The organism is Paraburkholderia phytofirmans PsJN (assembly GCF_000020125.1).
Taxonomy (GTDB): Bacteria; Pseudomonadota; Gammaproteobacteria; order Burkholderiales; family Burkholderiaceae; genus Paraburkholderia; species Paraburkholderia phytofirmans.
In genome coordinates this window covers 3251611-3275408 of sequence record NC_010681.1, presented here as the reverse complement: position 1 = coordinate 3275408, position 23798 = coordinate 3251611, and the positions used below count along the sequence as shown (strand labels likewise).

20 protein-coding genes and 3 tRNA genes are annotated in these 23798 nt (G+C 63.4%); 14 read left to right on the top strand and 9 right to left on the bottom strand.

Features of this window, described 5'->3' with window-relative positions; genetic code table 11:
• Positions 1-54: 54 nt before the first annotated feature.
• A complete protein-coding gene (locus BPHYT_RS14340) occupies positions 55-1437 on the bottom strand; it encodes a sigma-54-dependent transcriptional regulator (RefSeq protein ID WP_012433872.1) in 1383 nt (460 codons plus the stop codon).
• Between BPHYT_RS14340 and BPHYT_RS38675 the strand changes: the two genes are divergently transcribed.
• Positions 1436-1606 (top strand): hypothetical protein, encoded by a 171-nt coding sequence (locus tag BPHYT_RS38675; RefSeq protein ID WP_167315748.1) that lies wholly within the window; start codon positions 1436-1438, stop codon positions 1604-1606. The genes BPHYT_RS14340 and BPHYT_RS38675 overlap by 2 nt on opposite strands.
• Positions 1607-1762: 156 nt before the next feature.
• On the opposite strand, the gene BPHYT_RS14335 is transcribed toward BPHYT_RS38675, so the two are convergent.
• The 3 genes from BPHYT_RS14335 to earP form a co-directional block, all read right to left on the bottom strand.
• Positions 1763-1969 carry a CsbD family protein gene (locus BPHYT_RS14335; protein WP_012433871.1) on the bottom strand — a complete coding sequence of 69 codons (207 nt, stop codon included), beginning with the start codon at positions 1967-1969 and terminating at the stop codon, positions 1763-1765.
• 281 nt (positions 1970-2250) lie between these two features.
• Positions 2251-2808, bottom strand: a complete 558-nt coding sequence (efp, locus tag BPHYT_RS14330; protein WP_012433870.1) for an elongation factor P — start codon at positions 2806-2808, stop codon at positions 2251-2253.
• A gap of 407 nt (positions 2809-3215) precedes the next feature.
• Complete coding sequence (gene earP, locus BPHYT_RS14325) at positions 3216-4409, bottom strand: elongation factor P maturation arginine rhamnosyltransferase EarP (RefSeq protein WP_012433869.1); 1194 nt, start codon at positions 4407-4409, stop codon at positions 3216-3218.
• Positions 4410-4677: 268 nt separating this feature from the next.
• Here earP and uvrC point away from each other — a divergent pair, with 268 nt between their 5' ends.
• The 8 genes from uvrC to BPHYT_RS14285 all read left to right on the top strand — a co-directional run bounded on the left by uvrC (position 4678) and on the right by BPHYT_RS14285 (position 11462).
• Entirely contained in the window at positions 4678-6873 is a 2196-nt protein-coding gene (gene uvrC, locus BPHYT_RS14320) for an excinuclease ABC subunit UvrC (protein ID WP_012433868.1), read from the top strand.
• Positions 6874-7017: 144 nt separating this feature from the next.
• Positions 7018-7611: a CDP-diacylglycerol--glycerol-3-phosphate 3-phosphatidyltransferase gene (pgsA, locus tag BPHYT_RS14315; protein ID WP_012433867.1), complete on the top strand. Its 594-nt coding sequence runs from the start codon at positions 7018-7020 to the stop codon at positions 7609-7611.
• Positions 7612-7828: 217 nt separating this feature from the next.
• Positions 7829-7904, top strand: a tRNA-Gly gene (locus BPHYT_RS14310).
• Between the two features lie 62 nt (positions 7905-7966).
• Positions 7967-8042, top strand: a tRNA-Gly gene (locus BPHYT_RS14305).
• A 105-nt stretch (positions 8043-8147) separates the two neighbouring features.
• Positions 8148-8221: transfer RNA gene (locus tag BPHYT_RS14300), tRNA-Cys, on the top strand.
• Between the two features lie 727 nt (positions 8222-8948).
• Positions 8949-9707 (top strand): TraB/GumN family protein, encoded by a 759-nt coding sequence (locus BPHYT_RS14295; protein ID WP_012433866.1) that lies wholly within the window; start codon positions 8949-8951, stop codon positions 9705-9707.
• A 191-nt stretch (positions 9708-9898) separates the two neighbouring features.
• Positions 9899-10879 carry a sensor domain-containing diguanylate cyclase gene (locus BPHYT_RS14290; protein ID WP_012433865.1) on the top strand — a complete coding sequence of 327 codons (981 nt, stop codon included), beginning with the start codon at positions 9899-9901 and terminating at the stop codon, positions 10877-10879.
• An 88-nt stretch (positions 10880-10967) separates the two neighbouring features.
• Positions 10968-11462 carry a GNAT family N-acetyltransferase gene (locus BPHYT_RS14285; protein WP_012433864.1) on the top strand — a complete coding sequence of 165 codons (495 nt, stop codon included), beginning with the start codon at positions 10968-10970 and terminating at the stop codon, positions 11460-11462.
• Positions 11463-11522: 60 nt separating this feature from the next.
• Here the strand turns inward: BPHYT_RS14285 and BPHYT_RS14280 are convergent, their stop codons facing one another.
• The 3 genes from BPHYT_RS14280 to BPHYT_RS14270 are packed head-to-tail and all read right to left on the bottom strand — an operon-like array spanning position 11523 to position 13504.
• Entirely contained in the window at positions 11523-12392 is an 870-nt protein-coding gene (locus BPHYT_RS14280; protein ID WP_012433863.1) for a cytochrome c oxidase assembly protein, read from the bottom strand.
• A 17-nt stretch (positions 12393-12409) separates the two neighbouring features.
• The gene (locus BPHYT_RS14275) at positions 12410-12871 is read right to left on the bottom strand and encodes a copper chaperone PCu(A)C (RefSeq protein WP_012433862.1); all 462 of its coding nucleotides are present in this window, start codon (positions 12869-12871) and stop codon (positions 12410-12412) included.
• An 18-nt stretch (positions 12872-12889) separates the two neighbouring features.
• On the bottom strand, positions 12890-13504 hold the full coding sequence (locus BPHYT_RS14270) for an SCO family protein (protein WP_012433861.1): 615 nt from the start codon (positions 13502-13504) through the stop codon (positions 12890-12892).
• Between the two features lie 407 nt (positions 13505-13911).
• Between BPHYT_RS14270 and otsB the strand changes: the two genes are divergently transcribed.
• Both otsB and otsA read left to right on the top strand, forming a co-directional pair.
• Positions 13912-14661: a trehalose-phosphatase gene (otsB, locus tag BPHYT_RS14265; RefSeq protein ID WP_012433860.1), complete on the top strand. Its 750-nt coding sequence runs from the start codon at positions 13912-13914 to the stop codon at positions 14659-14661.
• A gap of 55 nt (positions 14662-14716) precedes the next feature.
• Positions 14717-16177 carry an alpha,alpha-trehalose-phosphate synthase (UDP-forming) gene (gene otsA / locus BPHYT_RS14260; protein ID WP_012433859.1) on the top strand — a complete coding sequence of 487 codons (1461 nt, stop codon included), beginning with the start codon at positions 14717-14719 and terminating at the stop codon, positions 16175-16177.
• A gap of 110 nt (positions 16178-16287) precedes the next feature.
• On the opposite strand, the gene BPHYT_RS14255 is transcribed toward otsA, so the two are convergent.
• Entirely contained in the window at positions 16288-18123 is a 1836-nt protein-coding gene (locus tag BPHYT_RS14255; protein WP_041759014.1) for an ABC transporter ATP-binding protein, read from the bottom strand.
• A gap of 690 nt (positions 18124-18813) precedes the next feature.
• Here BPHYT_RS14255 and BPHYT_RS14250 point away from each other — a divergent pair.
• The 3 genes from BPHYT_RS14250 (at position 18814) to BPHYT_RS14240 (ending at position 21595) form a co-directional block, all read left to right on the top strand.
• Positions 18814-19878 carry a glycosyltransferase family 4 protein gene (locus tag BPHYT_RS14250; RefSeq protein WP_012433857.1) on the top strand — a complete coding sequence of 355 codons (1065 nt, stop codon included), beginning with the start codon at positions 18814-18816 and terminating at the stop codon, positions 19876-19878.
• A gap of 240 nt (positions 19879-20118) precedes the next feature.
• Complete coding sequence (locus BPHYT_RS14245) at positions 20119-20979, top strand: hypothetical protein (RefSeq protein ID WP_012433856.1); 861 nt, start codon at positions 20119-20121, stop codon at positions 20977-20979.
• Between the two features lie 151 nt (positions 20980-21130).
• Positions 21131-21595 (top strand): DUF2214 family protein, encoded by a 465-nt coding sequence (locus BPHYT_RS14240; protein ID WP_012433855.1) that lies wholly within the window; start codon positions 21131-21133, stop codon positions 21593-21595.
• Positions 21596-21842: 247 nt separating this feature from the next.
• Here the strand turns inward: BPHYT_RS14240 and BPHYT_RS14235 are convergent, their stop codons facing one another.
• Positions 21843-23720, bottom strand: a complete 1878-nt coding sequence (locus BPHYT_RS14235) for an ABC transporter ATP-binding protein (RefSeq protein WP_012433854.1) — start codon at positions 23718-23720, stop codon at positions 21843-21845.
• Positions 23721-23798: the final 78 nt, after the last annotated feature.

The following is a 23798-nucleotide window of genomic DNA, read 5'->3' as shown; positions in this document are numbered from 1 at the left end:
TATGAAGGCGCCGTTTTTTCGTTCAAGGCGAACCGCAAACGATCGCCGCGGCTGTTAGTTCAGGCGCATACGCTGCAGCTTGTTGTATAGCGTCTTGGGACTGATACCCAGCAGCGACGCCGCCCGGTGACGCGTACCGCCGACCGCGTCGAGCGTCGCGCGAATCAGCATTTCCTCGACGTCCGCGAGCGGCGTGCCCACGGTGACCTGCACGCGACTGCCGTTCAGATCGCGGCCGTTCGCCGAGCCGGCCTCGTCGGCGCGCAGCGACTCCAGCACGTCGCCGGACGCGTGATACGCGCGCCGCACGCGGTCCTGCAATTCACGTACATTGCCTGGCCATTCGTACGCGAGGCATTCGCGCAGGAAATTCGGCGCAACCTGTTTGGCGCTCTCCGCGCTGCCGCGAGTCAAGCCTTCGTGATTCAACTCGTCGACGACCGCCTGGGCGATCAGCGCCGGATCTTCGCCGCGCTCGCGCAGCGGCGGCAGCGTGACGGCTGCGGCTTCGAGGCGTAGCGCCAGGTCTTCGTGCAGGCTGCCGTCGGCTACCGCCGCGCGCGGCGCTTTGCGCGTCGACGCGATTAGGCGGAAGTCCGTCACCACCTGATTCGTGCCGCCGACCCGCATAAAGGTCTGCGAATCGAGCGCGCGCAACAGCGCTTCCTGCTGGGCGCGCGGCAACTCGGCGATTTCCTCGATGAACAGCGTGCCGCCGCTCGCCTGTTCGAACAGGCCCGGTTCGCGCTGCTCGGCACCGTTGAACGCGCCGCGTTCGTGACCGAACAGCAGGCTATCGAGCGAGCGTTGCACGCCCGCGCTATTCGCGCTCCGGCAGTCGAACGTGATGAACGGACCTTTGCGGCGCCGGCTCATGTCGTGCATCGTGCGCGCCGCGATCTGCTTGCCGGTGCCGGTTTCGCCGGAAATCAGCACAGCGGCTTCAGTCGGCGCGATATGTTCAATCGTGTCGTAGACGTGCTGGATCGCGCCGCTGCGGCCGAGCATCGAGCCGAAACGACCTAGTTGACGCAGCGACGCGCGCAACGTCTGAACTTCTTCGGTCAGTTCGTATGGCCGCGGAATGCGCGCGAGCAGGCTGCGCAAACGGGGAATGTTGACCGGCTTGAGCAGGTAATCCCAGATGCCGTGGCGCAAACCTTCGATCGCGCTTTCCACTGTCGCATTGCCGGTCATCACGATCACGGGCAGGGCGCCACCGGGCGGATGGGCGGGCAGGTGCTGCAGCAGGTCGAGCCCGCTGCCGTCCGGCAGGTTCAGGTCGACCAGCACGACGTCGGGAATGAAACGCGTCAACGCGGCCCGGGCCTCCGCGATCGTCGTCGCGGTATCGACGGAAAAACCGTCGGCTGCCAGGATGGCGGACAGGCCTGACAGGCTATTGGGATCGTCTTCAACAATCAGGGCGTGTGGCATGGCGAGCGCAATTTTTAGATGGATGGAATACCCGATGCGCTGCGCCGATACGTTGGCGCGCGGCACGGGCGCGATGCTGGCCGGTACTGTCGGTCGGATGCCGAGTCGGATCCTGCGCCGCGTGCGCAACTACGACATACGCGGTCGCGTTGAAGGCGCAGCCGGCTGACGTAGGCAACTCGTCCGGCGCGCACGCCAGGCGTGGCACCGGCAGAACGGCGGCGATTCGGCTCAATCGGTTCGGTCCTTTGTGTTTTTACCTGGCAATCGGTCATTACGTTTGTAACGCGAGGACCGAGCGCCTGTATTTCCTTCACTCGGGCTGTCAGAAATCCCGATTGCTGTCGAAGAAACGCCGCACTTCGCGTTCCGCTTCTTCACGTGTCTTGCCGTAACGTTCCTGGATCAAACCGGCGAGCTTGTCAGCGCGGCCTTCGGCCTTGGTCAACTCGTCGTCCGTCAGTTCACCCCATGCTGTCTTGGCCTTCCCAACCATTTGCTTCCACTTGCCTTCAGCGATGTCGTTATTCATGCCGCATCTCCGGGGTTGAAGAAATAAAGCCGTACTGGCCTATATCCAGAGACAAGCATGGACCGTGCCACGATAATTTATATAAACTTATCAATGGTTTGTAGGACGGCATACGGGAAATTTGAAGTCGAGGTGTGGCAATTTGGCGAAGTTTGCCGGTAAAGTTTTCCTTAACCATACACGGTGGCGCAAAAAAGAAAAAGCGCCCAAATTGGGCGCTTTTTTTGCCATTTTTTTCGCAGCGCCCCCGTTAGAGCGCTGGATTCAGGCGAGCAGGGCGCTTACGCGCGGCTGCGGTACTCATGCGTACGCGTGTCGATTTCGATCTTGTCGCCGATGTTGCAGAAGAGCGGCACTTGCAGTTCGAAACCGGTGTTCAGCTTGGCGTTCTTCAACACCTTGCCCGACGACGTGTCGCCCTTGACAGCCGGTTCCGTGTAGATGATTTCGCGGACCAGCGTGGTCGGCAGTTCGACCGAGATGGCTTTCTCGTTGTAGAACACGACTTCGCAAGCCATGCCGTCTTCGAGGTAATGAAGGGCGTCGCCCATCATTTCGCCTTCGACTTCGAACTGGTTGTAGTCGGCGTCCATGAACACGTACATCGGGTCAGCGAAGTACGAGTACGTCACTTCCTTGCGTTCCAGCACGACGACGTCGAACTTGTCGTCGGCCTTGTACACGCTTTCCATGCCTGCGCCGGTCAGCAGGTTCTTGAACTTCATCTTGACGACGGCGGAGTTGCGGCCCGATTTGTTGTATTCGGCCTTTTGCACAACCATTGCGTCTGCGCCGATCATCACGACGTTGCCGGTGCGGAGTTCCTGTGCGGTCTTCATAAAACTGTCCTGTACGAATTAAGTAGCTTCAACTTGTGCTCAACGGCATACGGCGCAAGCGGCTTCGGCGCTTTGCCGCCGCGCGCCGCACCGCAGAAGCGGTTCGGCGAGTCGCGAGCGGGTCAAGCGTGGCCGGCTTGCCGCGGGGCGCGGCGGGAGTACCGCAAACGCGCGGTCTCAGCCACTCCCAGCGATCCGTTACCTGCTTTTTTACCCTGTGCGGGCGTGTACACGAGTGGCGCCGATTCGCAACATACGTCCCTTTTCGATATTTCCGGCATCAAGCTGTGACTTAGGAAATATCTGGCCCCTTTCGAGGCCAAGGTTGGCGCGCCGCCAAAGTGAGTTGTCTGGATTGCGCCGCTGCGATCGGGCCGCGCTTGCGTCGTCGGCCGTTGGATAACCGCTTATTTTAACTGAGTTTTTGCGAACAAGGCCAGATTTCCGGCGAGGTCGCCCACTTGAGCCAGTTCTCCGGCCCACGCCGCCGCGCGGTGCCTGAGCGCCGGCAAGTGATGCCGGAATTGCGCCCAGTCCGGCCGGCCCGTGCCGTTCCAGGCGTGCCAGAAGCGCGCGAGCGCGTCGCGGGCGTCGGCGGGCAGGGTGCGCGCGTAGTGCGCGAGCGCGGCGTCGAGCTTCGGCAGATGGGCGTCGTCGGCTTGCGGGTAGATGTGCCAGACGAACGGTTTGGCGGCCCACTGCGCGCGCACGAACGAATCCTCGCCGCGCACGAAATTGATTTCGCTCGCCCACAGCAGCGCGTCGTAGCCGGGCTGGTCGGTGAAGGCGAGGGCGTGCGCGCTGAGATTGCCGCGCATCGCATGCGAGCCGGCGCCGAACGCCGGGAGGTCGAAAAAGCGCGCCACCGCGCCTGAAATGCGGCCTTCGGGCACCAGCAGGGCGACCGGCTCCGCGCTGTCGCGCCATTGTTCGAGCAGGCTGTCGACGGCGGGGTTTTCATAGGCGAACAGCGAGACGACCGTGGCAGCGGCGGGCGGCGGCGCGTGGCCGGTGGTTTGCCGCCACCATGCCGCGCGCGCGCTGGGCGACGCTTCAAAATCCGCGCGCGCGCCGTCGAGATGCCGTTCCTTCAGCACGCCGCCGGTGCCGGGGCCTAGTCCGGGGAAAAAGAACGTCTTGGTCAGCGGATAGCGCGGATGAGGCGACGGCCGCAGATGGAAATCCGCCACCCAATCCTCGGCGCTCAGATATTCGAGGTTGAACCACACCGGCGTGCGCTCGCGCGCCGCCATCGCGGCGACATAAATGGGCGGCAGTTCGCAGCCGAACGCCTCGATCACGACGTCGGCGACTTCGAGCGTATCGCCCGCATGGGCCGGCTCGTGCCAATGTTCGACGACGATGCCGCCCACCGTCTGGCGCGCGCGCTCTAACGTCAGCGATGGGCACAGCTTCTGAAACGCGTGCAGATCGTCGACGAACACGCGCACCTGCCAGCCGTGTTCGCTCGCGAGTTGGCGCGCGAGCCGCCAGCACACGCCGATGTCGCCGAAATTGTCGATCACCGCACAGAAGATATCGCAGGCGATTGCCGTGGGCGCGTCGGCAGCATGCTCGGATTGGGGCGTAGCGGAAGACATGATGGCCTGGGTCGCGGATTCGGACGGATGGAAGGAGCGAGGCAGTGCGAGCGATCCGATGGCGTTGCACTTCGCCGCGGCATGACGAAGCTGCCGCCGAAGCGTGACCCGATTCAGGCCAACAAGGCTCGGACGCGCGCGGAATGCTCTAAACTGGCGATTCTAAAGCACTCGTTCACGATTGCGCGCGCATGGCGTCCTGTGGTTCGCTACGGCGCGCGGCAACGGAGGAATGCTTGGCGAGACCGTCCCACCCGACCGATTCTGCATGACCGAACCCGAAGCAACCGACGCTTTCGAGCCGAAAAAAGTGCTCGCCCAACTGCCGCATCTGCCCGGCGTCTATCGCTATTACGATACGCACGGCGCGGTGCTTTACGTGGGCAAGGCGCGCGATCTGAAGAAGCGCGTGTCGAGCTACTTCACCAAGACGCTGCTGTCGCCACGTATCGCGATGATGGTGACGCGCATTGCGCGCATCGAAACGACCGTCACGCGCTCCGAGGCCGAAGCGCTGCTGCTCGAAAACAATCTGATCAAGGCGCTCGCGCCGCGCTACAACATTCTGTTTCGCGATGACAAGTCGTATCCCTACCTCAAGCTGACCGGTCACAAGTTTCCGCGCATGGCGTATTACCGTGGCGCGGTGGATCGCAAGAATCAGTACTTCGGTCCGTTTCCGAGCGCGTGGGCGGTGCGCGAGAGCATCCAGATCCTGCAGCGCGTATTCCAGTTGCGCACCTGCGAAGACTCGGTGTTCAACAACCGCACGCGGCCTTGTCTGCTGCATCAGATCGGCCGTTGCACGGCGCCGTGCGTCGCGGCGATCAATGAAGAGGACTACGCGCGCGACGTCGCCAACGCCTCGCGCTTTCTGCTCGGCCGGCAGGGCGAGGTGATGAAGGAGCTCGAGCAGAAGATGCACGCGTTCGCGAGCGAGCTGAAGTTCGAGCAGGCCGCGGCGGTGCGCAACCAGATGAGTTCGCTGTCGACGGTGCTGCATCAGCAGGCGATTGAAGTCGGCAGCGATAGCGACGTGGACATTCTCGCGGTGGTCGCGCTAGGCGGCCGCGTGTGCGTGAATCTGGCGATGGTGCGCGGCGGACGGCATCTGGGCGACAAGGCGTATTTTCCGGCGCATGTTGAAAGCGCGCTGACCGCCGACGAGGGCGGATTGCAAGAAGACGACGCGGCGTTGGCCAGTGTCGCGCTCGCGTCGAACTCGCTCGCGGGAGACGATGTCATTGATGATGAAACGGCAGCGTTGGCCGATACCGCCGACGCTCTCGCGATCGCGCAAGAGATGCCATCGGAGGACGAAGAGAACGAGCAGAACGACGCCGCCGAAGAAGTCGACGTAGCCGAAGAAGCCGGCTCCGAACCCGCAAAGCCGCGCAAAGGCCGTGCTGCAACCGGCGGCATCGAAGCCGAAGTCCTCGAAGCATTCATCGCCCAGCATTACCTGGGCAATCGCGTGCCGCCGGTGCTGGTAGTCAGCCACGCACCCGCCAACCGCGAACTGGTCGACGTGCTGATCGAACAAGCCGGCCACAAGGTCACGGTGCTGCGCCAGCCGCAAGGACAACGGCGCGCCTGGCTTACGATGGCCGAACAGAACGCGCGGCTCGCGCTCGCGCGCCTGCTTTCGGAGCAGGGCTCGCAGCAAGCCCGCACGCGCGCGCTCACGGACACGCTCGGCATGGAGTGCGACGATCTCGCGCATTTGCGTATCGAATGCTTCGACATCAGCCACACGATGGGCGAGGCGACCCAGGCGTCGTGCGTGGTGTATCACCATCACAAGATGCAGTCGTCGGAGTACCGCCGCTACAACATCACCGGCATCACGCCCGGCGACGACTACGCCGCGATGCGCCAGGTGCTCACGCGCCGTTACGAGAAGATGGTCGAGCAAGCCGCCGCGAATGCCGCCGACGAAGCCGCCGAGTTGCAAAGCGATGCGGCCGCCGATCCGTCGCTCACGCCGGACGCCGCGGAGCCGGTCGCGGCCGGCGGCATCCTGCCCACCATCGTGCTGATCGACGGCGGCAAGGGCCAGGTCGAAATCGCGCGTCAGGTGTTCACGGAACTGGGTCTCGATACCGGCATGCTGGTCGGTGTCGCGAAGGGCGAAGGGCGCAAAGTCGGCCTCGAAACCCTGATTTTCGCCGACGGCCGCGCGCCGCTCGAACTCGGCAAGGAAAGCGCAGCACTCATGCTGGTCGCACAGATCCGCGACGAAGCGCACCGCTTCGCCATTACGGGCATGCGCGCGAAGCGCGGCAAGACGCGCCAGACCTCGCGGCTCGAAGAACTCGAAGGCGTGGGCGCGAAGCGGCGTCAACGGCTGCTCGCGCGCTTTGGCGGACTGCGTGGCGTGGTTGCGGCCAGTGTCGAGGATCTGGCGAGCGTCGAAGGCATTTCGCAGGCACTTGCGGAGCAGATTTACCGGCAATTGCACTGATTGCGGCGGCCGCGGCCGGCCGCTCAACCGCTGTCGAACAGCGCCGCGGCGGCGCGCACCGCAAGCCCTGCGCGCCGCTTTGCTTGTGGCAGGCCTTATGACACGGCACAATTGCATCTCCCTTGCCAGACGCTGCGCCTGCCCATGCCGTTTAATTTCCCGATTTTCCTGACCTGGCTGCGGATCGTCCTGATCCCGCTCGTCGTCGGTGTGTTCTATTTGCCCGACATGATGATGAGCCCCGCGCACCGCAATCTGGCGGCCGCGACCATCTTCATTCTGGCGGCGCTGACCGACTGGTTCGACGGCTATCTGGCGCGCAAGTGGAATCAGACCTCGGCATTCGGCGCGTTCCTCGATCCGGTCGCCGACAAGCTGATGGTGACCGCCGCGTTGCTGGTGCTCGTGCAACTCGCGCGAATCGATTCGGCGATTGCGCTCGTGATCGTCGGGCGCGAGATCGCGATCTCGGCGTTGCGCGAATGGATGGCGCAGATCGGCGCGTCGAAGAGCGTCGCGGTGAATTCGCTCGGCAAGTTCAAGACCGTTTGCCAGATGGTGGCGATTCCCATGCTGCTGTTCTACGGCCCGCTGCAGTTCGGCGGCGGCGTGGTGGTCGACACGCGCGTGTGGGGCCTGTGGCTCATCTATCTGGCTGCGTTCCTGACGATCTGGTCGATGCTCTACTACATGAAGCTCGCGTGGCCGCAGATCCGCGAACGGGGCGGGGTGGCCTGAGGTTTCGTCGTGGTGGAGGGCGCTCGGAGCGTGTCCGAACTTCGTTGTCGCATGAGTGAAATCTGTTCAGTAAAAGAGATTCGCAAAAGGGGTTGACACGTTTCAGTCGTTTCTCCATAATCTCGTTTCTCCGATGCGCGCAGTTCGAAACGTCGGTGGCAGTAAGAGAGTAGTTGCGGTAACAAGGCAGCAGATAGCACGGCAAAAGCAGCACAATGCGGGAGTAGCTCAGTTGGTAGAGCGCAACCTTGCCAAGGTTGAGGTCGCGAGTTCGAGCCTCGTCTCCCGCTCCAAATTTTTAAAGCAGCGCATTGTTTGGCAAGTAGAAGTGCAGTGCGTTGTGAAGCAGTTCAATGCGGGAGTAGCTCAGTTGGTAGAGCGCAACCTTGCCAAGGTTGAGGTCGCGAGTTCGAGCCTCGTCTCCCGCTCCATACATAAGGGGAAGCAACGCTTCCCTTTTTGTTTGGTGGCCCGGTTCTGCCGGTTGTCCGCCCGACAAAATCTGCGAATCTGTTGCTAGGTTCCAGTCCGCTTGCGGCGCGATAGCAAAGCGGTTATGCAGCGGCCTGCAAAGCCGTTTAGGCCGGTTCGACTCCGGCTCGCGCCTCCAGTAGTTGATGTAAAGAAAAGCCCCGACTCGTCGGGGCTTTTCTTTTTTCGGCGTCGGTTTCGCCGGCGAAGCGGATGGGGGCTGGCGCGGTTGCTGGTTTCGTTGCAGGGCCATGGGGTAGCCAGCATGTTGGTCACTCGCGATCATCAGTGCTTCGAAGAGGCGCGAACGGCACAGTACTGCGCAACAGGTTCGAACGCCGGCATCAAATGCTTATTTACCAATTGCTTCGCGCGCACTTTCACTTTCGCTTTATTGTCTTTCAACTGTGTTTTGCCAATCGGTTAACACACGGAACGATGCATTGAGTGCATTCGGCAATTGCCATTAATGTAGAGTGTGCAATACCCATTCTCGCGTTCGTAAGCATTGCTTGTCATCGGCGAAATCGTCGGGCTTGACCCAGCCGCCGAACCAAGCGATCGCCGGCGCGGAAGTGGTGGTCAATTGGCAGGTCGCGTTCCCGTTGTCGTCCGGTAAAACCTGGGAATATCGGCTACACGGAACTGCATTCGATGAAGGCGCATACAGAATAGACAGCGGCCGATTTTTCCCCGAAGTGGAGCCCCATCCTCCGGGGCTTTATTTTTATATGGGCTGAGTCTCCGCGTTGCCGCTATCGTGGCAGATGCCGTGGCCGATGCGGCGCACAATCCATTCTGCACGTGATCGATCATTTGTCCGCGCGTCTGATTCCTGCGTCATTGCCCGTCCACACCGAGGCTGCATGTACCTACAACTCACCGGCACCCAAGTTCGCCTGCTCGGCTCGATGCATCTATTTCCGGCGACGAGCCGCAGAACGCCGCCGTGGATCGCCGAGGCCTACGACTGGGCCGAAGCGCTCGTCTTCGAGTCCGATCCGCCGACGATCCTGCCGTTTCTCAAGGCCGACCAACCAGGCAGCGCGCAGCAACTGCAGCCCTTTCTTTCCGCCGACGCATGGCGGCAACTCCAGGCGGCGTGGCCCGTTGATGGACCTTTGGCGCCACTCGCCGATCTGCGTCCGTGGGCCGCGCTGATCGTCGCGCCGACCTTGTTCCAGCAGGTCGTCGAAGGTGTCGAGCCGCGCATGCTGCGCTCGGCGATCACGCAGGCCAAGCCCTATCGGTATCTCGAGACCGCGGACGAGGTAGCGGCGGCGCTTGAATCGATTCCGCTAGATGCGGTCGGCGCAGCGCTTGGCCTGCTGATGGCCGATCTCGACGAACCGCAGCGCACGCTCGAGCGCATGCACGCAGCCTGGCTGGATGGCGATCTGCCCGCCGTGCACCAAATCGCCATCGAGTCGCCAATGTTCAATCTGCCGGGCATCCGGCATGCGATTCTAGACGCGCGCAATTGCGCATGGGCGACGCGCCTGACGGAGTTGCTCACGCGGCCGGAGCGCACGTTGGTCGTGGTCGGCGCGCTGCATCTGTGTGGCCCCGGTAATCTGATCGACTGCCTCGCGCGGCCCGTCGAACCGGTCTTTGCCAACCCATAGCAAAGCCGTCTCCACGCGCGCGTGGCAGCCCGATGCGGCCTGCATCGGCGTAAGTGAGGATCGAGCGCGGGTCCGACGCGCGCGCAATCGGCGGGAACTCTCGCGCCGTGGTTTTGCCCCAAGGTGAAGCACACAGCTATACACTACCCGCCTACCACTTCGGCCAAGCCGGTCGCCCAAGGGAATCCAACATGCATGTCCCACCGACGCCCACGAACGAAAGCGCCCGTCTCGACACTTTGCGTGCGCTGCATATTCTCGATACGTTGCCCGAAGAGCGCTTCGATCGTCTGACCCGGCTCGCCAAGCGGCTCTTCGGCGTGCCCATCGCGCTCGTGAGTCTCGTCGACGCGGACCGTCAATGGTTCAAGTCGTGTGTCGGCCTGGAGGCGAGCGAGACCTCGCGCGACGTATCGTTCTGCGCGCACGCGATTCTCGGCGACGAAATCCTGATGGTGCCCGACACGCTCGCGGACGAGCGCTTTCACGACAATCCGCTCGTTACGGACAACCCGAGTATCCGCTTCTACGCCGGTTGTCCGCTGACGGTGCCCAACGGCAGCAAGCTCGGCACGCTCTGTCTGATCGACACCAAGCCGCGCGGCCTCGACGAAGAAGAACGTCAACTCCTGCGCGATCTGGCGCGCATGGCCGAGCAGGAATTGGCGGCGGTCCAGTTGGCCACGCTTGACGATCTGACGCTGCTGTCGAACCGGCGCGGTTTCGAGGCGCTCGCGCAACATGCGCTGAACGTTTGCAAGCGGATGCACAAACCGGCGTCGCTGCTGTTCTTCGACCTGAACGATTTCAAGCAGATCAACGACACGCTCGGCCACGCCGAAGGCGATCGCGCGCTGAAGACCTTCGCCGACGTCTTGCGTACCGCGCTGCGTGAAAGCGACGTGATCGGGCGGCTCGGCGGCGACGAGTTTGTCGTGCTGCTCACCGATTCGGACAGCGGTGCCACGCAGGAAGTGACGCAGCGTCTCACGCAGATGCTGGACGCGCGCAATGCCGAAGCGCAGCGTGGCTATCACATCCGCTATAGCGTCGGGCAGGTTCAATACGATTGCGCCCGGCACCAATCCATTGCCGAACTGCTGGCGGCCGCCGACGCTGCGATGTACAGCCACAAACAGGCGTCGAAGGCGCGCGCTGCGCATCGCAACTGAGCGCGGCACGGCGGCGAAGCCGTCACGCGCGGCATAATCACGCATCGCCGCTTCAGGTGCGGCGCGACTCTTTCTGTAGAACGTTGTCATGACTGAACCGCAGCAAACCGCCGCCATGCGGCTGGCACAACTCGATTGGCGCTGGAAATCCTTTCACGATCTCACGGGCGTCGAGGTTTATACGATGCTGGGCGCACGCGCCGCGGTGTTCGTCGTCGAGCAGAACTGCTTGTACGGCGATATCGATGGGCTCGATATGGATGCGTGGCATCTGCTGGTGTACGGAGCCGATGAACGACGCCCGGCGCTCGCGGGCTATCTGCGCGTGCTGGTGCCCGATGCGGACGACACCGATATCCGCATCGGCCGCGTGCTCACGACCGCCGATTTCCGCGGCATCGGTCTGGGCAATGCGATGCTCGAGCGGTCGCTGACGCATATTCGCGCGCAGTGGCCCGGTACGCCGATTCGCTTGCATGCGCAGGCGCATCTTCAAGGTTTCTATGGCGCGTTCGGCTTCACGCCGGTTTCGGAGATTCACGAAGAAGACGGCATTCCGCACGTGTGGATGCGGTCGGCCTGAAGCGGCTACAGCAAGCTGAGTCCGGCGCGGGCGCGCCGGGCTGTCAATCGAATCGTAGGCTCAGTGCTGGCCGCGCGCCGGCGCTAGGGACTGCTTGGCTTTCGCGCGCCTTTCGCTACGCAAACGTCCGCGCGCCGACAGCCGCATCCAGTGCCGCAAGGCGAGCAGCGCGCCGATCACGCTCATCATCGAACCCGGGATCCACAGCAACAGCCCGCCGATCTGCTGATCGCGCATCGGGCTCAACCACGTGAACGCGCGGCCGCAGATCGAGTAGATCGGATACAGCTCGTGCGGCGTGAAGAAGATGAACGCGCCGAGAATGATCTGCGGCGGAATCGCGGCGATCACGACCAGCACGCGCATGCCTGGCGACAAACGCGCGGGCGGCGCGGGACGCGGATCGAGCACGAGCCACCAGAACAGCAGGCCGTCGATCACCATGCTCCAGTTCATTACGCGATAAAGCCGCCAGTCGAGCATCGCCACGAAATGAATCGGCGACATGAGCCAGAAGTAGATCAGCCCAACGAACAACGTGACCGCGACCACCGGGTGCATCACCACGTCGAGCAGTTTGCGCACCACCGGCGTTCCCAGAGCGGGCCGCACGAAGCGCTGCCGCCAGCTAAACGGAATACCCGCGCGCAACGCGGCGCCCGGATACGACAGCGCGATAAAAAACGGCCCGAGGTGATGCAGCACCAGATGCTGCGCGCGATGCATGAAGAACTCATGCTCGAAGAAATAATCGAGCCGCGTATGCAACGCGACGTATAACGCCACCAGCCCGAACCAGAAGGAGATGCGCCGCGCGACCGACACCTTCGCTTTACGCGCGCCACGCACGAACAGGATCGCGGGCACCAGCAGCGCGATCACGACGGTCGGCGAAAACTCCCAGGGATCGAGCCAGTAGAGCAGGTTCATCGCGGCACGTTGCCTGGTTACTTGGTTTGCGCCGGCGACTTGACCGCGAACGGCGTGTCGAGCGTTTCGCCGTCGGAGAATTTGAGCGTGAGATGCACGGTGTCGCCCGGCGCGACCTTGTGCTTCGCGTCTTCCAGCATCACGTGATAGCCGCCGGGCGCGATCGCGACCTGGCCGTGCGCGGGCACCGTCAGCTTGTCGACCATCACCATCTTCTGCGACGAACCGTTCGACACGGTCTGATGCAGCATTGCGTCGCCGTAGTCGTTGCTGGAGATATCGACGAGATCGACCGGTTTGTCGCTCGCGTTGACGAGCGTCGCGTAGCCGGCGGCGGGCAGGTTGTTGGGCAGCCAGCGAACCCACGCGTCCTTAACGCTGATCGCATTGGCGCCGGCCGCTTGCGCGGTCGATGCGGCACCGAACGAAAGGGCGAGGGCACAACTCAGTGCAGCGAACGTTTTGATCTTGATCGACATGGTTGAACTCGGGAAAGGTCAGGAACGGTCATCGATGATGCGGCGCAGGTCCTGCGCGATCGCATCGGGTGTGTCGTGATCGGTGGCCAGCAGGCGCGCGTGACCCTGGCTGTCGAACACGTAGACGGCGGAACTATGGGTGACTTCGTAGTTGCCGCTGGGGTCGCGCTTTTCCATCTGATAGGCAACGCGGTAACGCTTGGCGAGCGACTCGATCTGCCAGTCGGTGCCGGTCAGCCCTTCGGCATGTTGCGAATCGAAGGCGCCGACGTAATCGTGCAACGCCTGCGCCGTGTCGCGCGCGGGATCGACGGTGATGAACAGGATGCGCACCTTCTGCGCGTCGGGGCCGAGCTTGCCGAGCACCTGCATGAGCCGGCCCATCGTTTCAGGACAGACGTCCGGGCAATGGGTGTAGCCGAAATAGACGAGCGAGACGCGGCCCTTGAACGAATCGCCGGTGACGGGTTTGCCGTCGTCGCCGGTCAGCTTGAAGTCGAGATCCGGCAGATGGCCGCTCACATTGGTCAACTGCCACGTTTCGGTGCGATGCGTGCAGCCGGCGAGCGCCGTCAGTGCGCCCAGCATCAGCGTCAGCGCGAACAGACGCGCGGACCGCGGCCAGCGTGACATTGCGAAGTGCGGTTGCGAGTGCCGGGATGAGAAGATCGGGAACAAAGCTGGGTTTGGTTACTCGATTGAATTGCGGCGCTGCTCGATGCGCATGCGGCGCTTGCGCGGTCATAGTGTGCAAATATGGTCGTAACGGCAATGTTTCGCGTGGCTGCGACTTTAGCGCAAATTAGCGGACGACGTTGCGCAGCGCCCACGGGCGCGCGGTTTGCGAGGCAATTTGACGCAGGCGGCTGAAAGCCGGTTGAAGTCGGATTGTTCCCATTTTGAACGCAATCGCCGCCGAGGCCCGCCTGCGGCACCCGGCTGGGCTTGTGCCGAGCCTTACTTTCTCGAAAAATTGATGGATGCGCGGTAAGATGCGCACACTTTTCCGGCCGCAGAAGGCTGAAAGGCAAAACTAACCGATGCAAGCACTTCCGGCTGTTCTGTCTCCGAGCGAGACGGCATTTTTCTTCGATTTCGACGGCACGCTCGTCGAACTGGCTCCCACGCCGGACGGCGTGCTGGTGCAACCTCGCGTGATCGATTTGCTGAGCGAGTTGCGCAGCTTGACGAACGGTGCGGTCGCGGTCGTGTCGGGCCGCGGTATCGACAGCATCGACAGTTTTCTCAACATGCCCGATCTGCCGATCGCCGGCCTGCACGGCGCCGAACGGCGCGACGCCAACGGCGACACGCAGCGCATCGGCTTTCACGACGAGCGGCTGCTACGCATGGAGCAGGTGCTCGCGCAGGTGGTCAACGAGAACGCCGGCATGCTGCTCGAGATCAAGGGTGCGGCCGTGGCGCTGCATTACCGCAATGCGCCGGACCGCGAGCCGGTGGCGCGCGAGGCGACCGAGCGGCTGGTGGCCGATTATGCCGGCTCCTACGTGCTGCAGCCCGGCAAGATGGTCTACGAAATCAAACCTAAAGATGTCGATAAGGGCCGCGCGTTGCGCGCGTTCCTCGACGAGCCGCCTTTCGTCGGCCGCAAGCCAGTCTTTGCCGGCGACGATTTGACCGACGAGAAAGGCTTCGCCGTCGTCAACGAACGCGGCGGCGTGTCGATCAAGGTCGGTCCGGGCGAGACGCTGGCGCATACGCGTATCGACTCGGTGTCGGGTCTGCTCGACTGGCTGGCATCGATCGTTGCGGCGGCGCGCGCCGCATGATGGCCGCGCCGCATCATCCAAAGCAAACAAAGTACTGCATCGGGAATCGCGCTTCATGAGCCGACTGATCATCGTATCGAACCGGGTTGCGCCGATCTCGGAGGGCGGCCCGGCGGCGGGTGGTCTGGCGGTCGGCGTGTACGACGCGCTGAAGGAAACCGGCGGCATGTGGTTCGGCTGGAGCGGCGACGTGCTCAGCTCGGGCCAGCCGCAGATCAAGGTCGAGGAGCGCGGCCCGGTGACCTTCGCGACCATCGCGCTGATGCGCCGCGATTACGATCAGTACTATCGTGGCTTCTCTAACGCCACGCTGTGGCCCGCGTTCCACTATCGCGCCGATCTGGTGCAGTACGACCGGCACGACTTCGAGGGCTACTGCCGCGTCAATGCGTGGCTCGCGCAACAGCTCGTGCCGTTGCTGCGCGAAGACGACGTGATCTGGGTCCACGACTACCATCTGATTCCGTTCGCGCAGGCGCTGCGCGCGGCGGGCGTGAAGAACCGCATCGGCTTTTTCCTGCATATTCCGTTTCCGGCTTCGCAGGTGTTGCTGGCGGTGCCGCCGCATCGAGAACTCGTCGAAGCGCTGTGTTCGTTCGATCTGCTCGGCTTCCAGACAGCGCCGGATCTGCGCGCGTTTTGCGACTACATCGTCAACGAGGCGAACGGCTCGGTCGACGCATCGGCGAAAGGCCCGCTGATGATCCACGCGTTCGGCCGCACGCTGCGCGCGGCGGCGTATCCGATCGGCGTCTATCCGGACGAGATCGCCGAACTCGCGAAAGCGGGCGAGCGCGGCAAACCGGTGCGCACCATGAAGGCGACGCTGCATTCGCGCAAGCTGATCATGAGCGTCGACCGGCTCGATTATTCGAAGGGACTGGTCGAGCGGTTTCGCGCCTTCGAGCGGCTGCTCGAACACGCGACCGCGCAACGCAACAAGGTGTCGTTTCTGCAGATCGCGCCGCCAACGCGCGCCGACATGCACGCGTATCAGGACATCCGTTTGCAGCTGGAAGGGGAGTCGGGGCGCATCAACGGGCGCTTCGCCGAACTGGACTGGACGCCGATTCTCTACATCCACAAGCAGTACGAGCGCTCGGTGCTGGCCGCGCTGTTCCGCACCGCGCACGTCGGCTATGTGACGCCGTTGCGCGACGGCATGAACCTCGTCGCCAAGGAATATGTGTCGGCGCAGGATCCGGACAATCCCGGCGTGCTCGTGCTGTCGCGCTTTGCCGGCGCCGCACAGGAGCTGGACGGCGCGCTGATCGTCAATCCGGTCGATATCGACGGCATGGCGGAGGCGCTCGCGCGGGCGCTCGACATGCCGCTCGCGGAGCGTCAGGCGCGTCATCGCGAAATGATGGTGCAGTTGCGCGAGAACAATGTGTCGGTGTGGCGCGATAACTTCATGCGCGATTTGCAGGGCGTCGCTGGTGCAAAGAGCACCCGAAGCGGGAAAGCGCGCGCGGTGTCGGGGAAAAAAGCAGCGCGCGAGACGCAGGCGGGGTAGGCCGAGGTCGGCGCTTCCGATTGCAACGCGCGTAAAAGAAAAGCCGCTCTCGAGCGGCTTTTCTTATGGCGATAACGGCTCGCGGCTGGAATCATGCCGCGTTCGCAGGCTTAAACCACGTGCTGTTCGTCGACCTTCTTGCCGCCGATGTGCAGCGTGTGGCCCTTGCCATACTGCTTGGTGAGCAGGTCGCGATAGAGGCCCGGACGTTGGCGCAGTTCTTCCGGACTGCCGTCGTCGATAACCTTGCCGGCGCTCATCACGATGATCCGGTCGAAGTTGTTCAGCGTCGACAGACGGTGCGCGATCGCGATCACGGTGCGGCCGACCATCAGCCGGTCGAGCGCTTTCTGGATCGCTTCTTCCGACGCGCTGTCGAGCGCCGAGGTGGCTTCGTCGAGCAGCAGGATCGGCGCGTTCTTGAGGATCGCGCGTGCAATGGCGATCCGCTGACGCTGGCCGCCCGACAGCTTCACGCCGCGGTCGCCGACAATCGTGTCGTAGCCTTCCGGCATCGCCTCGATGAAGTCCGCGCAGCGCGCCTCGCGCGCGGCCGCGAGCACTTCGTCACGGCTTGCCTCCGGGCGTCCGTAGGCGATGTTCTCGTACACCGTGCGGTGGAACAGTGAAATATCCTGCGGCACCAGTGCGATTGCATGGCGCAGGCTGTCCTGCGTGATCGTGGCAATGTCCTGGCCGTCGATCCTGATCGCGCCGCCCTGCGTCTCGTAGAAACGCTGCAACAGCGCCAGAACAGTGGACTTGCCCGCGCCCGACTTGCCGATCAGACCGACGCGCTGGCCGGGTTCGATATGCAGATCGAAGTGGTCGAGGATCGGACGGCGGCGCGGATAGGCGAACGTCACGCCTTCGAAATCGACGCGGCCGCCTTGCGGAACGAGTTCGGTCGCGCCGTCGCGGTCCGGCATGCCGTGCGGCTCGAGCAGCGTGCGTACGGCTTCAGCAAGACGCGCCACGTGCTGCGTGACGTCGACGAGCGCCACGGCCAGATCGCGCGTGCCGTGCAAGATCGTGAAGCCGAGCGAGCTGACGAGCACGATGTCGCCCGAGGTCGCCTTGCCTTGATCCCACAGCCACAGCGCCCAGCCCAGCAAGCCCGCCGAGAGCAGCGCGGTGATCACTGCATGCAGCAGACGCAGCTTTTCCAGATACAGCAAGCTCTGCTGGCGCGCGTCCATCTCGGCCTTGACCGTTGCGCCGAAGCGCTGCTGCTCGCGAAACGTCATGCCGAAAGCGCGCACGAGGCCCATGTTGCTGATCACGTCGACCAGTTCGCCGTCCACCGACGCCGCCTTGGTGGCGAAATGGTGATGGCGCGCGGAGCCGCGCCCGGCCAGCTTGTACAGCACGACTGACAGAATGGCTGAGCACAGCATCAGACCGCAGGCCATCAGCGGATTCACCGCGATGATCATGACGATCGCGCCGAGCACCGCGATACACGGCGGCAGCACGTTCCATGCGGTGGTGTTCTCAGCCGTGTAGACCGCGTTCGATGTCGCCGTGATCCGGCTGGCAAGCATGCCCGGCTGCTTTTCGGAGTAGTAGGTGGGTGAGTGTCCGCTCAGATACTGGAACAGATCGCGCCGCAGGTCGCCGGTCACGGCGACGAACGTATGCGCGGCGACCCAGCCGCCGACCCGCCACAGCAGGTTGTCGGCGGCGATCAGGCCGACCAGGATGGCGAATGCGCCCCACAGCGGGCCGGGATGGTGCCGGCCTTCGCCAAGCACGTCGATCAAATGTTTGATCGCGTACTGCGAAGCGAGCGCACAGCCCACGGCCGCGAACACGCTGCACAGGACGATCGCATGCGCGAGCGGATGGCGGCGAATGAAGCGGAAAAGGAACGCAAGCGGCCGGTGCGCATAGCTCGCGAGCTTTGCGTTCTCGGCATTACGCTGGGCGATGGTTAAATGTTCCAATTGATCGTGAGGTTGGTGTGATTCGGGTTGTGCATGCAAAGCGTGGGCCACATGGAAAAGGTTCGCCGCGAAGCCGATGCTTCGCATTGTAAACATGCAAAAGCGATTGCGCCCTGTGTATCCGGGCCTTGGCGCGATTGATTCGCGATAGACGTCGCCGCCCACCGCTACTCGACCCGCCTATGGGGTCTGGGTTCGCGCGGGGGCCGCGAAAAATTTCGGGATATAATTACAAATTGCATTCAACTGCGGTGCGGCATTTCTTCAACGCTTGCCGGCAAAGTTGACGCAAGTGCTTACGGGACCACCTCGACGGTCCTTGCCGCAAACCAGTTGCCACTGTAGAACTGTCTTAGAAAACAAGGGTTTGCAAAGTGTTTCGCGTTTGTAACAACGTAAAGACTTTGAAATGTTGTGGTGCAGCGTGAATCCCGGCATTGATAATGCATGCTCTGTAGGCCCACCGAATTTTCTGACAGTTTGTCAACGTAGGTGTCATGTGTGCGTTTACCGGCACATGCGCAGACACTGACCACGGGTCTGGGCTCACTACCCAAGCGATCCATCGCAGGATTTCTCGAAAGAATCAGGCCCGCGCCGGCAAGTCCGGCCAGACTGCCCTGGCGAGCAAGCGAGTCGCTTTTACCAAACGCAGTATCTTTGCCTGATTTTTTACGAGGAGTTCTTCATATGCGAATCGCTCAAATCGCTCCGTTGCACGAGGCGGTTCCTCCCAAGCTGTATGGCGGTACGGAACGCGTGGTGTCCTATCTGACCGAAGCTCTCGTCGAGCAAGGTCACGACGTCACGCTCTTCGCGAGCGGCGATTCGGTAACCTCGGCGAAACTCGAAGCTTTCTGGCCGCAGGCGCTGCGCCTCGACCCGACGATCCGCGACGTGATGGCGCCGCACATGCTGCTGCTCGAAGAAGTGCGCCGCCGCGCGGACGAATTCGACGTGCTGCATTTCCACATCGACTATTACCCGTTCTCGCTGTTCGCCCGTCAGCCGGTGCCTTTCCTGACCACGCTGCACGGCCGTCTCGACCTGCCGGAACTGCAGCCGATCTTCAATACGTTCAGCGACGTGCCGGTGGTGTCGATTTCGGACAACCAGCGCATTCCGCTGCCGCAGGCAAACTGGCTGCAAACCGTTTATCACGGTCTGCCGGAAAACGTGCTCACGCCGATCCCCAACGTCGAGCCGGGCTACCTCGCTTTCCTCGGCCGCGTCTCGCCGGAGAAGGGCCTCGACCGCGCAATCCGTATCGCTGGCCAGGCAGGCATGAAGCTCAAGGTTGCCGCCAAGATCGACAAGGCCGACCGCGCCTATTACGAAGAAGTGATCAAGCCGCTGATGGCGCTCCCGCACGTCGAGTACATCGGCGAAATCGGCGAAGCCGAAAAGCGTGAGTTCCTCGGCAACGCGCATGCACTGGTGTTCCCGATCGACTGGCCGGAGCCCTTTGGTCTGGTCATGATCGAAGCGATGGCGTGCGGTACGCCGGCGATCGCGTTCAACCGCGGTTCGGTGCCCGAAGTGATCGAAAACGGCGTGTCGGGCTTCGTCGTCGAAGACGAAATCAGCGCGGTCGCTGCCGTCAAGCGTCTGCACACGCTGTCGCGCGCCGGTGTGCGCAAGGCGTTCGAGTCGCGCTTCTCGTCGAAGGTCATGGCGAAGAACTACGTCGCGACTTACGAGGAACTGCTGCGTCAGAAGCACCGCACGGTGCTGCGCGAAGTCAACGCCAGCTAATGCGCGACAGGTAGGAAAGTCGCACCGGCTCAAGGAGCGCGTCAGGCGCTCCGAAGGCCGCCCGCAACGCCCCGTGAGGCACATGCCCACGGGGCGTTGTTGCAGGCGCGCAGCGTTTTCCCCAATCAACGGACGAAAGTGCGGGTTTCCAGCCGGTAAGAATGAGCCACGCTCCGTAATATCCCTATAATGGCCCTGCCGCAAATTTGGCTGCGGCGCCGCCGACGACAGGAGGATGCCTTGGCGAGAACGAAAGAGACGCGTGCGAACGCGGCGCCCGGCGCCGGAACGATTTTCGCGTTGCGCGCCATCGGTCTCGTGATCCTCGCTCGCTGGCTTTTTTCGATGGCGGACCTGGATGCGGGCGCGTCGCTGCTGGCCATGCTGTCCTCGCCATGGGCCTGCATCAACCTCGTTTTCCTGTTCCTGCTGATCTTCCTGCCGGGCGCGCGCGCCGTGGCCGAGCGTCCGTTTCATCCGCTGCCGCAATGGCTGCGGCAGGCGCTGCGTCTGTTCGCTTTTCTCGGCTTCCTGTTTGCGGTCTGGTCGGTCGGCGCGTTTGCCGCGAGCGCCGGCTGGCGGCGTGCCGCCAATGCGGTGGCGGCCTCCAACGGCTGGTTGCTGGCCGCGCCGGCGCTGTACGCGGCCGTGCTGTGGATCTGCCGGCCGCGCGCGCTGTGGCGCACCAATATCGCCGCGCGCCGTTTCGCGATCGGCCGCTATGCGGTCGCGCTCGATCCGGCCACTCGGACGGTGATCGTGTGGGCGGAGCGCCGCAAGGTGGGGCAGTACGACGCGCGCGAATTGTCCGTGCGCTGGGCGGCGGGGCAGGAGGCACGCACTACACCGACGCCGACGCCCGTTCCCGCTGTCGCGTTCGGCGGCGTGAGAGAGCCGGGTGGATCCGGCGCATCGCTGGGGGCGGCTGCCGCGCCTTCGCTGGCGCACGGCGCCTTCGGCCGCCGTCCGAAGATCGAACTACTGTGGGATTCGCCGGCCGCCGCGGGGCACAACCGGCAAACCGTATTCCGCACCGCGCTGACGACCGAAGGCGACCGCGCCGCCGCCCGCGCGCTTGACACATCCTTGCAGCAGGTCTGAACCTGCCGGTTTGTGCAGTCGGCCACACCCCGTGGCCGAAGCAGGCGTTGTAGATTGAGCCGTAGTCGATAATGAAGTCATGGCGCCCGGCGCTTCAGCGCGGGCGAGTGAGACATACAACGATCGTATTGCGTCCTTTGCAGGAGTCGCCATGCTGGTTCGCTGGTTGATTGCCGCCATCCATCTGCTTGCTTATGGCTTCGCGCTCGCGTCGATTCTGCGGCGCACCTGGGCGCTGCGCCGCGCCACCGTACCCGCCGCGCTGCGCTCGCTCTTCCGCGCGGATTCACGCTGGGGCATTTCAGCGCTGGTGCTGCTGGTCACCGGGGTGATGCGCGTATTCGGCGGTTACGAAAAGGGCGCCGACTACTATCTCCACGAGCCGCTCTTCCACATCAAGATGACGCTGCTCGTCATCATTCTCATTCTTGAAGTCCCGTCGATGCTCGCGTTGATGCGATGGCGCGCCGCGATCAGAAAAGGCGTCGCGCCGGATTTGCGCAAGGCGCGCTCTTATGCCCGCTACAGTGTCATTCAGACGATCTTGCTGGTGCTGATGGTGTTTGCCGCGACGGGTATGGCGCGCGGCGTGGGATTGCCGGCGGGTATGGTGTGACGGCGGTGTGGACGCTTGCGTAGCCGGCGCGAGCGGAGCGGCGCTTACGCGTGCGCTCTTCCGCGTGCGAAAAAGCGCGGCAGGTTGATAGTGGAAGCGTCGCCGCCTACCGGCGCGGCGATTTCCAGATGACGAGAGCGTGCCTGATTAACGCCCACTCGCGCCCGAAAAACGGGCGGTGGAACGTCATCCGAAAGCGCCGCCCTATCTGCGGTTTTCAGTCGGCGTCCCACACGCCCAGTTCAATCTATTTCCCGACCAGCAGGCTGGAATCGTCCGTCCGGTTCGCATTCGGCCGCGCGGTCCGAGTCGTGAATTCCGGCTCCCCCAGACCCTTGATCAGCTCCAGCGCCTGACGCTCGAACAACCGCCGGTACAGGCCGTTCTCGAGTCTGATCAGCGCGTCGTGGCTGCCTTCCTCGATCACCTTGCCCTTGTCCAGCACCAGCAGCCGGTCCAGCGCGCGCACAGTGGAAAGGCGGTGCGCCACCACCAGCGTGGTGCGGCCCGTCATGAGCCGCTCCATGGCCTGCTGGATCAGCACCTCGCTTTCGCTGTCGAGGCTTGACGTCGCTTCGTCCAGAATCAGGATCGGCGCGTCGGCGAGGAACGCCCGCGCGATCGCGACGCGCTGACGTTCGCCGCCCGAGAGCTTGACGCCGCGTTCACCGACCAGCGTGTCATAACCATTGGGCAGCGCCGCGATGAAGCCGTGCGCGCTCGCCAGCTTCGCGGCCCGCTCGATCTCGGCACGGCTCGCGCCGGGCCGCGCATAAGCGATGTTCTCGGCGAGCGAGCGGTGAAACAGCACCGGTTCCTGCTGAACGATCGCGATCTGGCTGCGCAGCGACGCCTGCCGCACCTGGGCGATGTCCTGACCGTCGATCGTGATCCGGCCTTCCGAAATGTCATAGAGCCGCTGGATCAGCTTGATGAACGTAGTCTTCCCCGAACCCGAATGCCCGACCAATCCGACGCGCTCGCCCGGCGCGATGCGCACGGAGAAGTTGTCGTAAAGCGGCAGGCCGTTCGTGCCGTAGTGGAACGTGACGTGCTCGAAACGGATCTCGCCTTTGCCGATCGTGATCGGAACTGCGCCGGGGCGGTCCTCGATACCGAGCGGCTGGCTTTCCTGCGACACCAGTTCCTCCATGTCGTTGACCGAGCGTTGCAGGTTGCGGATGTGCATGCCCACGTCGCGCAGATAGCCTTGCAGCATGAAGAACATGGTCAGCGCGAACGTGATGTCGCCGACGCTCGCGTCGCCGCGCGCCCATAACAGCAGCGCCGCGCCGAGAATCGCGGCCTGGATCGCTACCAGCATGCCGCCCTGGACGCCGCCGTTGATCGTGCCGCGCATCCATGTGCGGCGCGTGCGGTGCCGCCACTTGCCGATCACGCGCGCGAGCAGCGCTTCTTCGCGCTCTTCCGCGCCGAACGCCTTGACCACGCCGTTGCAACTGACCGCGTCGGCGAGCGCGCCGCCCATGCGCGTGTCCCACGCATTCGCAAGACGCGCGGCCGGCGCAACGAAGCCGAGCGACATGGCGACCGTCACCGCGATGTAGAGCACCGAGCCGATGCCGACGACCGCGCCCATCATCGGCCAGCGCCAGCCGAGCAGAACGGTTGCGCCGACCAGCATGACGAGCGACGGCAACAGCGCGATGAGCAGCGTGTCGTTGAGCAGGTCGAGCGCCCACATGCCGCGCGTGATCTTGCGCACTGTGGAGCCGGCGAAGCTGTTGGCGTGCCAATCGGTCGAAAAGCGTTGCACGCGATGAAACGCGTTGGCTGCGATCTCGCTCATCATCTTGAGCGTGAGCCGGATGATGTTGAAGTACACGCCTTGCCGCAGCAAAGTGGCGCCGAGACCGAGCGCGCTCAGCACGCAGAAGGCCGTGACCGCGGCATGCCAGGCGACAGCGTCGCTCGCCGCGCCGGACGCGATGGCGTCGACGAGACGGCCGGCGAACATCGGCGTGAGTACGTCGGCCACTGCCGAGAGCAGCACCAGCGCCGTGATGACGACGATGCGCCAGGGCTGCTGCGCCCAGTGATGGAAGGTAAAGCCGAGGACATCCTTGAAGGCTTGTCCGCGAAAGTCGAGTTTTTTTCTGGTCATTTGTCACGCCCCCGTGGCGCATGAGCGCAGCGAGGTTCCAGTCAGAAGCGAAAGGACGAGACAGTCAAAACGCGCCGG